This window comes from Streptomyces ortus, assembly GCF_026341275.1.
Taxonomy (GTDB): Bacteria; Actinomycetota; Actinomycetes; order Streptomycetales; family Streptomycetaceae; genus Streptomyces; species Streptomyces ortus.
In genome coordinates, this window is record NZ_JAIFZO010000001.1 from 532,903 (window position 1) to 545,818 (window position 12,916).

Annotated in this window: 11 protein-coding genes; 4 read left to right on the plus strand and 7 right to left on the minus strand. The window is 68.6% G+C overall.

Annotated elements, in window-relative coordinates:
• Nucleotides 1-225: 225 nt before the first annotated feature.
• The 7 genes from K3769_RS02160 to K3769_RS02190 all read right to left on the minus strand — a co-directional run bounded on the left by K3769_RS02160 (nucleotide 226) and on the right by K3769_RS02190 (nucleotide 8,777).
• Complete coding sequence (locus K3769_RS02160; protein ID WP_267024682.1) at nucleotides 226-897, minus strand: response regulator transcription factor; 672 nt, start codon at nucleotides 895-897, stop codon at nucleotides 226-228.
• 16 nt (nucleotides 898-913) lie between these two features.
• Entirely contained in the window at nucleotides 914-2,077 is a 1,164-nt protein-coding gene (locus K3769_RS02165) for a sensor histidine kinase (protein ID WP_267024683.1), read from the minus strand.
• Between the two features lie 104 nt (nucleotides 2,078-2,181).
• On the minus strand, nucleotides 2,182-4,434 hold the full coding sequence (locus K3769_RS02170) for an MMPL family transporter (protein ID WP_267024684.1): 2,253 nt from the start codon (nucleotides 4,432-4,434) through the stop codon (nucleotides 2,182-2,184).
• 283 nt (nucleotides 4,435-4,717) lie between these two features.
• A complete protein-coding gene (locus K3769_RS02175; protein WP_267024685.1) occupies nucleotides 4,718-6,235 on the minus strand; it encodes a sensor histidine kinase in 1,518 nt (505 codons plus the stop codon).
• Entirely contained in the window at nucleotides 6,232-6,936 is a 705-nt protein-coding gene (locus tag K3769_RS02180; protein WP_267024686.1) for a response regulator transcription factor, read from the minus strand. The genes K3769_RS02175 and K3769_RS02180 overlap by 4 nt, the downstream gene beginning before the upstream one ends.
• Nucleotides 6,937-6,984: 48 nt before the next feature.
• On the minus strand, nucleotides 6,985-7,761 hold the full coding sequence (locus tag K3769_RS02185; protein WP_267024687.1) for an ABC-2 transporter permease: 777 nt from the start codon (nucleotides 7,759-7,761) through the stop codon (nucleotides 6,985-6,987).
• 101 nt (nucleotides 7,762-7,862) lie between these two features.
• Entirely contained in the window at nucleotides 7,863-8,777 is a 915-nt protein-coding gene (locus K3769_RS02190) for an ABC transporter ATP-binding protein (protein ID WP_267024688.1), read from the minus strand.
• Between the two features lie 414 nt (nucleotides 8,778-9,191).
• On the opposite strand from K3769_RS02190, the gene K3769_RS02195 reads away from it, so the two are divergent.
• The 4 genes from K3769_RS02195 to K3769_RS02210 all read left to right on the plus strand — a co-directional run bounded on the left by K3769_RS02195 (nucleotide 9,192) and on the right by K3769_RS02210 (nucleotide 12,824).
• The gene (locus K3769_RS02195; RefSeq protein WP_372514855.1) at nucleotides 9,192-9,596 is read left to right on the plus strand and encodes a LysR substrate-binding domain-containing protein; all 405 of its coding nucleotides are present in this window, start codon (nucleotides 9,192-9,194) and stop codon (nucleotides 9,594-9,596) included.
• 91 nt (nucleotides 9,597-9,687) lie between these two features.
• Nucleotides 9,688-10,221, plus strand: a complete 534-nt coding sequence (cpt, locus tag K3769_RS02200; RefSeq protein ID WP_267024689.1) for a chloramphenicol phosphotransferase CPT — start codon at nucleotides 9,688-9,690, stop codon at nucleotides 10,219-10,221.
• A 267-nt stretch (nucleotides 10,222-10,488) separates the two neighbouring features.
• A complete protein-coding gene (locus tag K3769_RS02205) occupies nucleotides 10,489-11,187 on the plus strand; it encodes a TetR/AcrR family transcriptional regulator (RefSeq protein ID WP_267024690.1) in 699 nt (232 codons plus the stop codon).
• A gap of 53 nt (nucleotides 11,188-11,240) precedes the next feature.
• Nucleotides 11,241-12,824 (plus strand): FAD-dependent oxidoreductase, encoded by a 1,584-nt coding sequence (locus tag K3769_RS02210; protein WP_267024691.1) that lies wholly within the window; start codon nucleotides 11,241-11,243, stop codon nucleotides 12,822-12,824.
• The last annotated feature ends 92 nt before the right edge of the window (nucleotides 12,825-12,916 follow it).

Genomic DNA, 12,916 nt, shown 5'->3' on the forward strand with positions numbered 1-12,916 from the left:
ATGCGTGGACCGGAAGTGTAGGAGTCACCGAGGGCGGTGCCGTGTGTCCCGTCTTCTGTGTGGGCTTGATCGGTCAGAGGCAGGGCAGGCCCGGGCCTGCGAGAGCGGCAGTCCGAACAAGGGATGGGTGGCCCTGTTGCGGCGTACAGGGGCGCGCATAGCGGGGTCTCGGGCGACTTGGCGGCGTCCGTGGGGGTCTGTGGAAGGCACCGGTCGCTTTGTCTGTCACCGCGGTGGTTGCATCAGGCCGGACTGGTAGGCGAAGGCGACGAGCTGTGCGCGATCGCGGGCGCCCGTCTTGGTTTTGGCTCGCTGAACGTGGGTGCGGACGGTCAGAGGGCTGAGGAAGAGTGCGTCGGCGATCTCGTCGTTGGATCTGCCCTCCGCGACCACGGCCAGCACCTCGCGCTCTCGCGGAGTGAGGCTGCTGAATCGCTCAAGGGCAGGGGCGGCGGAACTGGGCGCAGGCAGGGTGAGGAAGCGGGTGATCAGTGAGCGGGTGGCTGCGGGTGACAGCAGGGCGTCACCGGAGGCGACCGTGCGGATGCCGTCGAGGAAGGCGTCGGCGGTGGTGCTCTTGCCGAGGAAGCCGCTCGCGCCGAGGTGCAGGGCCTGGGCGACGTGCTCGTCGGTCTGGAACGTGGTGAGGATGAGGACGCGTGTGTCCCGCAGCTCGGGTTGGGCACAGATGGCGGCGGTCGCGGCCAGTCCGTCGGTGCTGGGCATGCGGATGTCCATCAGAACGACGTCCGGGCGGTGGAGGCCGGCCAGCGTGATGGCCTGCTGCCCGTCGGCGGCCTCGGCGACGACCTCCATATCGTCACAGGAGTCGATCAGTACGCGGAAGGTCGCTCGCAGCAGGGCCTGGTCGTCGGCAATCAGTACGCGGATCGTCATGGAACTTTCTCTCTGGTCAGGCGCCGATGGGAAGTTCGGCCGTGACGGAGAAGCCGCCTTCCGGGCAGCGCCCCGCCCGAAAGCTGCCCCCGGCGGACTGAGCGCGTTCTCGCATGCTGATGAGACCGAAGCCTCCGCCGGGCACCCGCGGGGGCGTGATCGGGCTTCTGTCATTGCGCACGGTGATCGTCAACTGCCCCTGGGCGTAGACGAGGTGGACATGTGCGGTGTTCACCGCGGCGTGTTTGGCAACGTTGGTGAGCGCTTCCTGCACGATCCGGAAGGCGGCCAGGTCCACCCCGGCCGACAGGGCCTCCACGGGGCCTTCGACAGCGATCGTGATGTGCAGTGCAGCGGCGGCGAAGGCGGCGACCAGGTCAGGAAGCCGGTCGAGTCCGGGTGCGGGGTTCAGCGATTCCTCGGCGGTCTCGGGCTGGCGCAGCAGGCCCACGGTTGCCTCGAGTTCGCGCAGCGCTGCCGTGGTCGTGCCGGTGAGTTCGATGAGGATGCGGCCGGTCTGCGCGGGGCGAGTGGAAAACAGGTGGGCGGCTGTGCCGGCCTGGGCGTTGGCGAGGGCCATGTGATGGGCCACCACGTCGTGCAGTTCCCGTGCGATGCGGATGCGTTCTTCGGTGACGCGGCGTTGTGCTTCCTCATGGCGGGTGCGTTCGGCGTCCTCGGCGCGTGTGCGGACGGTGTCCATGTACGTGCGGCGCGCTCGTACGGCCAATCCATGCAGGATGGGCAGCAGGATCCAGAAGGCCAGGCTCACCGTCTCGTTCGCCCAGGGCTCGTTCTCCGCATCCCAGCGCAGGGCGGTGGGCACGAGGATGACAGCAACCAGGAAACCGTAGATTCGGAGGGCTTGCTGAGAGGCCTGGAGAGTCAGTTCGTACAGGGCGACGATGACCGGGAGCAGCAGGAGGGGTCCGAAGGTGCTGCCCTGGGAGCCTGCGACGGCGGTGCCGATAGTGGTGAGGACGACAACGGCGCCGGGGTGTCGCCGGCGCGCCGGCAGGCTCGTACAGGTGACTGCCGCGAGGGCGAAGCCCGGCCACCACAGGGTGTCGTCGCCGGCCCGGCGGTACTGGTTACTGGTGGCCGCATAGATCAACAGGAGGAAGGCCGCTTCGACCAGGCGGGGGTGGCGATCGATGCGACGTCGCAGGCGGGTGACCATGGTTTCTCCGAGCAGTACGGTGACCGTGGGCTGAAGAAGTGGGCAGGGTGGAGGCCGGTCCGGGCCGCTCTGGGACTGAGGGAGCGGCCCGGTCGGCGCGTGCGTCAGACCGTCATGGAGGCCCGTGGATCGTCGGCGGGCAGATCGATGGGTGCGGAGACCTGCTGGGTGAGTGCTTCGCCCTCGACGTCGACGCGGGGCATCAGCCGGTCCAGCCAGCGCGGCAGCCACCAGGCACGCTTGCCGAGGAGCGCCAAGACCGCGGGCACGAAGGCCATGCGGACGACGAAGGCGTCGAAGAAGACAGCACTGGCCAGTCCGAAGCCGACCATCTTGACCAGGGATTCACCGCCCGTCATGAACCCGCCGAACACCGCCATCATGATCAGCGCTGCTGCTCCCACCACCTGGGCGCTGTGCCGGAATCCGGTGACGATGGCCTGGTCGGGCCCTTCTCCGTGGATGTGCGCCTCCCGGATCCGGGAGACGAGGAAGACCTGGTAGTCCATGGCGAGGCCGAAGACGATGCCCACCAGGAAGATGGGCATGGTGCTCATGATCGGGCCGGTTTCGTCGACGCCGAAGAGGCCGGCTCCGTGGCCCTGTTGGAAGACTGTGACGATCGCGCCGAGGGCCGCGCCGACGGACAGCAGGAAGCCGAGTGCGGCCTTGAGCGGTACCAGGATCGACCGGAAGACCAGGGCCAGGAGGAGGAAGGCGAGACCGACGACGACCGCGAGGTAGGGAATGAGGGCGTCCTGCATTTTCTGGCCCACGTCGATGTTCAGGGCGGTGGTGCCGGTGACTTTGAAGTCGGCGCCGGTGGAGGACTCCACCGCACTGCGCTCGCTGCGGATGGTGTGCACCAGGTCCTGCGTCTGCCGGCTGGTGGGTGCGGTGGAGGGGACAGCGGCGATCACGGCTGTGTCTTTGGCCTCGTTGAAGCGTGCCGGGGAGACGGAGACGACTCCCTTGGTGCCGGCGAGCTTGTTGGAGACCGCTGTCACGGCCGCCTGTGGGTCCTTGGCCTCCTTGACGTCGATCACCACGGTCAGCGGGCCGTTGAAGCCCAGGCCGAAGCCCTCGGCGAGCGCGTCGTAGGCGCGGCGCTCGGTGGTCGCGGTCGACTTGGCCTCATCGCCAGGCATGCCCATCCGCAGGTCGAGCGACGGCACAGCGAGCGCCCCGAGGCCGATCACCGACAGGAGCAGGACGGGCAGCGGGCGGCGCACCACGAACTGCGCCCAGCGAACACCCCGGGGGGCCTTCGTGGTGGTGTCGGCCGTCCGGGTCCTGCCGACGAGGCTGAGGATTTTGGTGCGGGAGCGGCGCCCGCCCTTGCGGTCACGGCGCGAGAGCACTGCATTGGGCCAGAAGCCCAGGAGCGCCGGCACGGCGGTCAGGGCGATCAGGACTCCGACCATGACGGCGCCTGCCGAGCCGATGCCCATCTTGCTGAGCATCGGGACGCCGATGACGGACAGACCCAGCAGAGCGATGATGACGGTGAGTCCGGCGAAGACGACCGCGCTTCCGGCCGTGCCCACGGCCAGGGCCGTCGCCTCCTGCGGCTGGTGTCCCTTGGCCCGCTCCTCCCGGTAGCGGGAGACCACGAACAGGGAGTAGTCGATGCCGACGGCGAGGCCGAGCATCATGGCCAGTTCACCGACCGTCGAGGAGAATCCGAAGGCACTGCTCAAAGCGGTGATTCCGGCCAGGCTGATGCTGACGCCGAGGATGGCGGTGAGCAGGGGGAGTCCGGCGGCGGCGAGTGAGCCGAAGGTGATGAGCAAGACCACTGCGGCGACGAGAACGCCGAGTACTTCGCCCAAGCCCTGCGCGGCTTCGGTCTCCAGGGCGGAGCCGCCGACCTCGACGGTCAGGCCCGCGTCCCGGGCCTGCTCGACCGCCTTGGTGAGGTCTGTCTTGCTGGCGTCGGCGAGATCGTCGCCGGCGACCTTGTAGGTGATGGTGGCGTACGCGGTCGACTTGTCCTTGCTGACCGCGTTCGTGTCGAAGGGGCTGGCCGCGTCGGCGACCTGGGGCCCGTCGGCCACCGCTTGGACGAGTTCAGTGATGGCCGAGCGGCCGGCGGCGGAGGTGACCTGCCGGCCGTGTTCCGCGACGAACACGATGCGGGCCTCCGCACCGTCCGCTTCGGCGCCCGGGAACCGCTCATTGATCAGGTCGAATGCCTGCTGGGACTCGATGCCGGGCAGGGAGGACGAGTCCTCCGATGCCTCGGAGGCGCTGGAGGCCCCGAGGAATACAGCAGCCAGTACGGCCACCCAGGCCAGCACCACTGTGCCGCGCCTTCGGAAGGCCCAGCGGCCCACCCGATGCAAGAAAGTCGCCATGAAAGAAATCTCCATATCTGGATATCGGGAACGTCATTCACCCTGCCGGGCGACCGCATTCGTGTCGTCGGCCGTATCGACGATCCCCCGTACTCAAAAACAAGTAGGGCTCGGCGGGCTGCCATATCCCGCCGGTAGTCCTCCTGCGATGAATGGCAGGAGGGCGGGCAGAACAGGACAGCGGCACACTTGACGGAGCACGCCATCGGTTCTGGTGAGGTGCTCGGTGTTGTCGGTTACCGCCCGCTGTCCGCAACAGCGGACCGGCGGGCTCGGGCGATCCTCAGGAATTGCCGACGGAGCTGTCGGAATGCAACGGCAGCAGGACGCGGAACGTGGCGCCCTCCCCAGGCTGAGAGCGGACCTCGACACGGCCTCGGTGAGCCGTCACCAGGGAGCGGACGATGGACAGGCCCAGTCCGGCACCGCCGGTCTGTGTGCGGCTGCGGGCGGTGTCGGCTCGGTAGAAACGGTCGAAGACGTGAGTGACCTGTTCGGCTGTCATCCCTGGTCCCTCATCGCTGAGTTCGAGGATGGCCTGGTCCTGCACAGTGCCCACGCCGATGCGTACCGGCGTGCCGGGCGGGGTGTGGGCGATGGCGTTGCCGACGAGGTTGGAGGTGACCTGCCGCAGGCGTGACTCGTCGCCCAGAACCGGGGCGCCACCGGGCGGGCCGCTGCCCGGGCCGGTCAGGGTGACGGGACGGTCGGGTGCCATGGCCCGCAGGTCGTGCAGGGCGTCGGCGGCCAGGGTGCGCAGGTCCATGGGGGTGAGGCGAAGGGTCAGATGCGCATCAGCGGTGGCGTCCTCGTCGAGCCGGGCGAGCAGCAGCAGTTCCTCGACGAGTCGGACCAGGCGGGCTGCTTCGCGTTCGATACGGCTCATGGCGGCATCGACGTCCGCGCGCTGTGGCATGCCCCCCATCCGGTACAGCTCGGTGAATCCCTTGATGCCGAACAGTGGGGTGCGCAGTTCGTGGCTGGCGTCCGCGATGAAGGTGCGCATGCGCGCGTTGGTGGCCGCGCGGGCGGCGTCGCCCGCTTCGATGCGGTCCAGCATGCCGTTGAGGGCGACGGACAACCGGCCCAGTTCTGTGCGCAGGGTGGCCGGCTGCGGCACCCGGCTGGACAGGTCCCCGCCGGCGATGGCTGCTGCCGTCTTCTCCATGCGCCGCAGCGGCCGCAGACCGGCCCGCACCGCGAACCAGGCGACAACGCCCAACCCGGTGAGCACCACCGCATCGATCACCAGCATCCACACACCCAGATGCCGGATCGTCGTATGGACCGGAGCCAGAGAACCGGCCACGACGACGCTGCCACCCTTGCTCGCCTCAACGGCCTGCCCCGGGGCCGAAGGAGTAGCGATGACACGCCACTCTTCGCCGTCGCCCTTGGCCGCCACCTTGAAGGGGCGCTGTCCGCGGGCGGCGACCGCCGCCGTGTCAAGGACGGGAAGGGGCGGGGCGCTGTGTGTAGCCGGACGCAGCGTACGCCGCAGTTGCCCCTCGGAATCGAGGTAGACGACGTAGACGTCGCCCGTCAGGTCGCGCTCCACTGCCTCGCGCACCTGCGGTGCCGACTCGCCGGGCACGTCTTCCAGGTTCGACAGCCGCGCCGCCGTCGCGGAGGCGGCGCGCAGCCGCTCTTCCAGCTGGTGCACCAGCTGCCGCTCCAACAGGGTGACGAGTACGGCGTTGCTGGCCAGCAGGGCGGCGACGACCAGCAGCAGTGTGATGGACACGACCCGCCCGCGCAGCGACATCCGGCTGATCGGCCCGCGCGTGGAGGCGGTACTCATGCGCGGGACCTGCGCAGAACGTAACCGGTCCCCCGCACGGTGTGGATCAGCTTCGGTTCCGCGATGTCGATCTTGCGGCGCAGGTAGCTGATGTAGGACGCGACAATGGAGTCGTCACCATCGAAGTCGTAGTGCCAGACCTGGTCCAGAAGCTGACTCCTGGACAGGACCTGGCCGGCGTTTTCCATCAGCACGCGCAGCAGACTGAACTCGGTCGCAGACAGTTGCACCGGCCGGCCGCTGCGGGTCACCTGGTGACTGTCGGGGTCGAGCTCCAGGTCGTTCACCACCAGGAGCCCATCGGGCCGACGGCCGCTGGTTCGGCGCAGCACAGCCCGGATACGCAGGATGAGTTCCTCAAGATTGAAGGGCTTGGTGACGTAGTCGTCCCCGCCGGCCCGCAGACCGCTGATGCGGTCCTCCGCCGCGTCCCGGGCGGTCAGAAAGAGGATCGGCGGCTGCCCGATTCCCGGACCGGAGCGGTCCTCACGCAGGCGACGTGCCACCTCGAAACCGTCGAGGTCGGGCAGCATCACATCCAGGACGATCAGGTCGGGTCGGTTCTCGCGGACCGCTTCCAGGGCCTGGCCGCCCGTCTGGGCCGCGGTCACCTCGAAGCCGGCCAGCCGCAAGCTGGCGGACAGCAGCTCACACAGCGTGGGTTCGTCCTCGACCAGCAGCAGTCGTTGTGTCGTCGCCATGGCACCTGTCCCCGACCGATGATCTTCTGTCTTCACTGTCCCGCCCCGCTACGCGTCACGCTTGCGGAAGACGATGAATGCCGCTGCCATCAGAACCGTCACGGACCCCACCATGACACCCACCCCCGCCCAGGGACTCAGCAAGTCGGGGTCCTGGTAGCTGGTAATGATCTGCCCGCCTGCGATCGGCGGCCAGTACTTCGACACCCAGTCGCCCAGTCCTCCGGGCAGAGCCGGGGCGAATGCCTGAACAATCAGCATCACCCCGAACAGTGTGGTCACCGTTGCCGTCGTGGAGCGGATCACCGTGCCCAGAGCCAGTCCGAAGAGCCCGGCCAGTGCCAGGTACAAGCCACCACCGAAGATGCCGCGCAGTGCCACGCCGTCGGAGAGCGCCTGGTGCGGAGCGCCCGCCCCGGACAGCGACGCCTGCCCGACCAGGAACCCGCCCAGCGACACCGCGATCCCGACCGGGAGCGCCACGCCCACCAGCACCACCGCCTTGGATGCCAGCACCCGTGCCCTGTGCGGAACCCCGATCAGCGTGGGGACGATCGTTCGCGCGCCGTACTCAGAAGTGATGACCAGACCGCCGAGCAGACCGAGTGCGATCTGCGCGAGCAGGTAACCGCGCAGACTGGTGGCCAGCGGGTCGAACGACGCCTGGTCCGCGGGGCTCAGGTCCGCGAACTCGCTGCCGGCGGACGAGCCGTTCAGTGCGGCGAGCCCGAGGCAGAACGCCAGGGTGCCCAGGATCACGTACACCGTCGACCGCATCGTACGGATCTTGATCCACTCGGCGTGCAGGCAGTGCCAGAAGGTCACCCTTCCCTCCTTCGCACGACGCGGTTGCGGCTGAGGACGGAGCACGAGCGGGCGCCGGCGTGCTTTCGTCGCCCTGACACGGGTTTGCGTGGCCGTACGTGTCATCGGCTCGTCTCCTTCTCCGACTGGTATTCCACCGCATCCCGGGTCAGAGCCATGAACGCCTTTTCCAGCGACACCTGGCGCGGAGCAAGCTCGTGCAACTCCACTCCGTTGGCCGACGCCAGCGCGCCGATCTCGGCGGCTTCCAAGCCCGTCACCACCAGAGCGTCGCTGCTCTCAGTCCGCACCTCGACGGCTGTACTGAGCATGCCGCGCAGTTCCTCGGCCCGGGGACTGCGGACAAAGACCTCACGCTCGGAGTGAGCCTCGATGAAGTCCTTCATCGAGGTGTCGGCGATCAGCCGTCCCCTGCCGATGACGACGAGGTGGTCGGCAGTCAGCTCCATCTCGCTCATCAGATGGCTCGACATCAAAACTGCACGTCCTTCCGCCGCCATCCGCCGCATCAGTGAGCGGATCCACACGATGCCCTCCGGGTCCAGCCCGTTGAGCGGCTCGTCGAAGACCAGCACCGGAGGATCACCCAGCAGAGCCGCCGCGATCCCCAGCCGCTGACGCATCCCGAGGGAGAACGTCCCCGCACGTCGGCGGCGCACGTTCTCCAAGCCGACTTCCGCAAGCACCGCCTTCACCCGGCTGCTCGGAATCCCATTGCCGGCCGCCAGCGCCAGCAGATGGTGATAGGCGGTGCGGCCGGGCAGCACCGCGCCCGGATCCAGGAGCGCCCCGACCTCCTTCAGCGGCGTGGGCTGCGCGACGTACGGCCGCCCACCCACAGTCGCAGTCCCGGAACTGGCGGCGTCCAGGCCCACGATCATCCGCAGGGTGGTCGACTTGCCGGCACCGTTGGGCCCCAGGAACCCCGTCACTTCCCCGGGGCGGACAGCGAACGTCAGATTGTCCACGGCCAGGACCTCGCCATAGCGCTTGGACAGGCCACGTACTTCGATCATCGAGACTCCAGACCGGCGGTGGTGCACGCGACCCTCGCGCGCACCACTCACTGTCCGCCCCCGCCATGAACCGGCTCTGGACGAACATGAACGTCACATGGGAATGCCAAGCCTGCGACCTGGGAAAACTTGGCAGGTCGCATCAGGGAGCCCTCTGGCTCACATGAAACTCACATGTCGGCTTTCGGCCAGCAGCCGTTGATGGCCACCCCCGTGCGGCGGGTAGAGGCCCTGCAGGTGACTCGACTCGTAGCCCGTGACCGCTCTCTGGAGGAGCTTGAGAGTGAGGTTCCCCCTGCCGCCGGACAGCTTGCGGGCTGCGCCATCACCTCAGCGGCGATACCGGGCAGCGCCGCCTTCAAGTCCGCGAGGCTGTAACCGGTGTCCTGCGACAGGCCGGTGACAGACTGAGTCCTGTACGAAGAGCCCCGCGCCGTCGTGGTTCCCGTCGGCCATCGCCTGGCCGGCCGCAGTTCCGTCACTCTCGACGACATCGCCGACGAACCCCTGCCCCGGGTGTCCGACCCGCACTGGAACGCGTACTGGCGCATCGATCCCCGGCCCGGCGGACACTCCGCACCCGACGGCCCGCTCATCGAGAACATCGAGGACAAGACCGAGCACATCGCCGCCGGACAGGCCGTCGCGATCGTCCCGTGCGGTGAATACCTCAACCGCCTGCGCCCCGGACTGACCACCCTCGCCCTGAAAGGTGTCACACCCGCTCATGTCGTCCTGGCCACCCGCGCCGACGACCACAACCAGCTGGTGACGACGTTTCGACAACTCGCCGAGCACTACCTCGCCCGGCCGCTCTAGTGCTCCGACCGGGCAAATTCACCGGGTCATGGCGGGCAGCGTTCGCGGAAAACCGTTTCGAGTGTTGCCGCGCTGCCTCTACTGTGACGCGGTGACGACTGACGTGATCGTTCTCAACGGTGGCTCCAGCTCGGGGAAGTCCGGGATCGCCCGGTGTCTGCAGGCGGTCCTGCCGGATCCGTGGCTGGCCCTCGGGACCGACACGCTGGTCGACGCGATGCCCGCGTCCATGCAGGCGTCGGATGCGGGGATCGAGTTCGCTCCGGACGGACAAGTGACCGTCGGCCCGGAGTTCCGGATGCTGGAAGCGGCATGGATCGAAGGGGTCGCCGCGATGGCCCGTGCGGGTGCTCGGGTGATCGTCGACGAGGTCTTCCTCGGTGGAGCGGACTCGCAGAAGCGATGGCAGAAGGTTTTGGGCGACCTGCGGGTGCTGTGGGTCGGCGTCCGGTGTGACAGTGCTGTTGCCGCAGGCCGCGAGGTCGCGCGAGGTGATCGGGGCATCGGCATGGCGGCGTCCCAGGCGGACGTTGTCCACCGGGGCGTGGTCTATGACCTGGAGGTGGACACCGAGCAGGCCGAGTCGATGGAGTGCGCACGGACCATCGCCGCATATGTGAGCTGATCGGCGGCCCGGCTGCCTGCCGCTATCACCGCAGCGCCGGGACGGTCAGGCCACTGCGGCCAGGGACCGCCCTCCCCGGCGGACGCCCCTCTCGCTGCCGGACGCGCTGACCGACCGGAGCAACGCCGAGGTCACCAAAGTCTTCGTCAAGATCTGCCCCATCGACTGCCGGCACGTCCCCCGTGAACTGTTCCGAAGCGATGCCGCACCCAATTTGGTGCAGCGGACCAACTTGGAATGTTGCACCAAATGTGGCAGCATCGAGGTATGCCGACGCCAGCACGCCGATCACAGCGGCGCAATCAGGTGCTCTCCAGGGAGCGGATCATCGACACCGCGGTCGAGCTGCTCGATGCGGGCGGTGAGCCCGCGCTGACCGTTCGGGCACTGACCGAACGGTTGTCCACCGGCTCCGGAGCGATCTACTACCACGTGGGCACCCGGGACGAGTTGCTCGACACGGCGACGGAAACCGTGATCGGTGCGGCGCTGGCGACCCGGCCCGCCGGGACCGCGGACACGCCGGGAGACGAGATCCGAGTTGTTGCCCTTGCCCTGTTCGACGCGATCGCCGCACATCGGTGGCTCGCCACGCGGCTGACCCTCCAGATCGTCCGGAACCCGGTCGGCCCGGTGACGGTGGGGATCTTCGAGCGGATCGGCGGGCAGATGGGCGCCCTGGGGGTGCCGCGGGCCTCCTGGTTCGACGCGGCCTCGATGCTCGTGCACTACATGCTCGGAGCCGTCAGCCAGAACGCCCGCATCGAGGGTGACACGTCAGGGATCGACCCCGAGGGGGACCGTGAAGAGTTCTTCGACGCGGCGTCGTCGGCATGGCAGGGGCTCGACCCGGAGGCTTACCCGTTCATGCACGCCATCGTCGGCCAGATGAGAGAGCACGACGACCGCGAGCAGTTCCTCACCGGCATTGCCGTCATGCTCGACGGCCTCACCCGTCTGCGCTGACCCGGCCGATCGGCCGGGTGTCCCATGGTCGCTGATCGAAAAGGACACATCTCATGCATGACGTCGTGATCGCGGGCGGCGGGCCGGTCGGTCTGTTCCTGGCCGGCGAGCTGGCCCTGTCCGGCTGCTCGGTTCTGGTCCTTGAGCGGGACCCGGATCCCACCTCACCCCTGAAGGCGCTTCCGCTCGGGCTGCGGGGCCTGAACGCCGGGTCGGCCGAGACGTTCTACCGCCGCGGCCTGCTGGAGGCGATAGCACGGGCTTCGGGAGTCGACGCGGACAAGGTGGGCGCCGGTCCAGAAGCGGTCGAGGCGCCCGACCCTCGAGAGCTGAGTCATTTCGCGGGCCTGATGCTCGACGCGTCCGGCATCGACACAGCCGCCCTTCCGCCCCGGCTGCCCAGTCCCGCGATGGAAGGGCTCATGACGAGCCTGCATGCGGTCGGAACGGTCCTGTCCGAGCGGGCCACCGCTCTCGGAGTCGAGATCATCCGGAACGCTTCCGTCACGGCCGTGGCCCAGGACACCGACGCCGTCCTCGTCACGGCAGGCGGCCAGGAGTACCAGGGGCGCTGGTTGGTGGGCTGCGACGGCGGACGGAGCACCGTACGTCAGCTCACCGGCTTCGAATTCGTCGGCACCGAACCGCTGTTCACCGGCTACGTCGCCAAGGTCACCTTCGCCGACCCGGAGCAGCTGCCCCTGGGATTCAACCTGACGTCGAACGGCATGTATCTGCGTACACCCCTCGAAGGACACCTGGGCATGATGGACTTCGACGACGGCTCCTTCGACCGCTCCCAGGCGCTGACCCGCGAACACCTCCAGACGGTCCTGCGCCGCATCAGCGACACCGACGTGACGCTGAGCGAGGTCCATCTCGCCTCCAGCTTCACCGACCGTGCGATGCAGACGACCACGTATCGAAAGGGCCGGGTTCTGCTCGCCGGCGACGCGGCACACATCCACTCCCCCCTGGGCGGCCAGGGCCTCAACCTCGGCATCGGCGACGCCGCCAACCTCGGCTGGAAGCTCGCCGCGACCGTACGCGGCTCCGCCCCCGAGGGCCTGCTCGACACCTACACCACGGAGCGGCACCCCCTTGGCGCCGCCGTGCTGGACTGGTCCCGCGCCCAGGTCGCGACCATGAAGCCGGGCGCCAACGCCCACGCGCTGCGCCGACTCGTCCACGATCTGCTGCGCACCACCGACGGAACAACACACGCGTACCGAAAGACATCAGGGCTTCTCCACCGCTACGACCTGGGAAGCGAACAGCCCTTCATCGGCCTCACCGCCCCGGACTTCCGCTTCGAGGACGGCACTCGCCTCGGCGAGCTGCTGCGTAAAGGGCGGGGAGTCGTACTCGACTTCAGCATCGACCGCGCGCTGCAGGCCGCGGCCAAGGGGTGGGCGGACCGGATCCACTACGCGGCCGGCCCCGCGCGCAACGATCTCGGGCTGCGTGCCGCGCTCGTTCGGCCCGACGGCGTCGTGGCCTGGGCGAGCGAACAAGCCCCGGATCGCAACACGTTCGGGCAGGCGGCCTACCGGTGGTTCGGTGCGCCGCAGAGCCAGCGGGCTTCACGCACCGGACACCACGGGCACCGCACCGGACTTTCGAACCACCCCCTGTGACGCACGGCGTCTCCTCGGGCCCCGTTCCAGGCGCACGATCGCGAAGAAGCCCCCGGCCCCTCCACCACACCGGACGCGGCGGTCGCCTGGCA

Bases quoted from the DNA above. Each gene is read 5' to 3' on its own strand.
- K3769_RS02210 (WP_267024691.1), top strand. From the start codon at position 11,241: ATGCATGACGTCGTGATCGCGGGCGGCGGGCCGGTCGGTCTGTTCCTG.
- K3769_RS02180 (WP_267024686.1), bottom strand. From the start codon at position 6,936: ATGGCGACGACACAACGACTGCTGCTGGTCGAGGACGAACCCACGCTG.
- K3769_RS02205 (WP_267024690.1), top strand. From the start codon at position 10,489: ATGCCGACGCCAGCACGCCGATCACAGCGGCGCAATCAGGTGCTCTCC.
- K3769_RS02190 (WP_267024688.1), bottom strand. From the start codon at position 8,777: ATGATCGAAGTACGTGGCCTGTCCAAGCGCTATGGCGAGGTCCTGGCC.
- K3769_RS02160 (WP_267024682.1), bottom strand. From the start codon at position 897: ATGACGATCCGCGTACTGATTGCCGACGACCAGGCCCTGCTGCGAGCG.
- K3769_RS02170 (WP_267024684.1), bottom strand. From the start codon at position 4,434: ATGGCGACTTTCTTGCATCGGGTGGGCCGCTGGGCCTTCCGAAGGCGC.
- K3769_RS02165 (WP_267024683.1), bottom strand. From the start codon at position 2,077: ATGGTCACCCGCCTGCGACGTCGCATCGATCGCCACCCCCGCCTGGTC.
- K3769_RS02175 (WP_267024685.1), bottom strand. From the start codon at position 6,235: ATGAGTACCGCCTCCACGCGCGGGCCGATCAGCCGGATGTCGCTGCGC.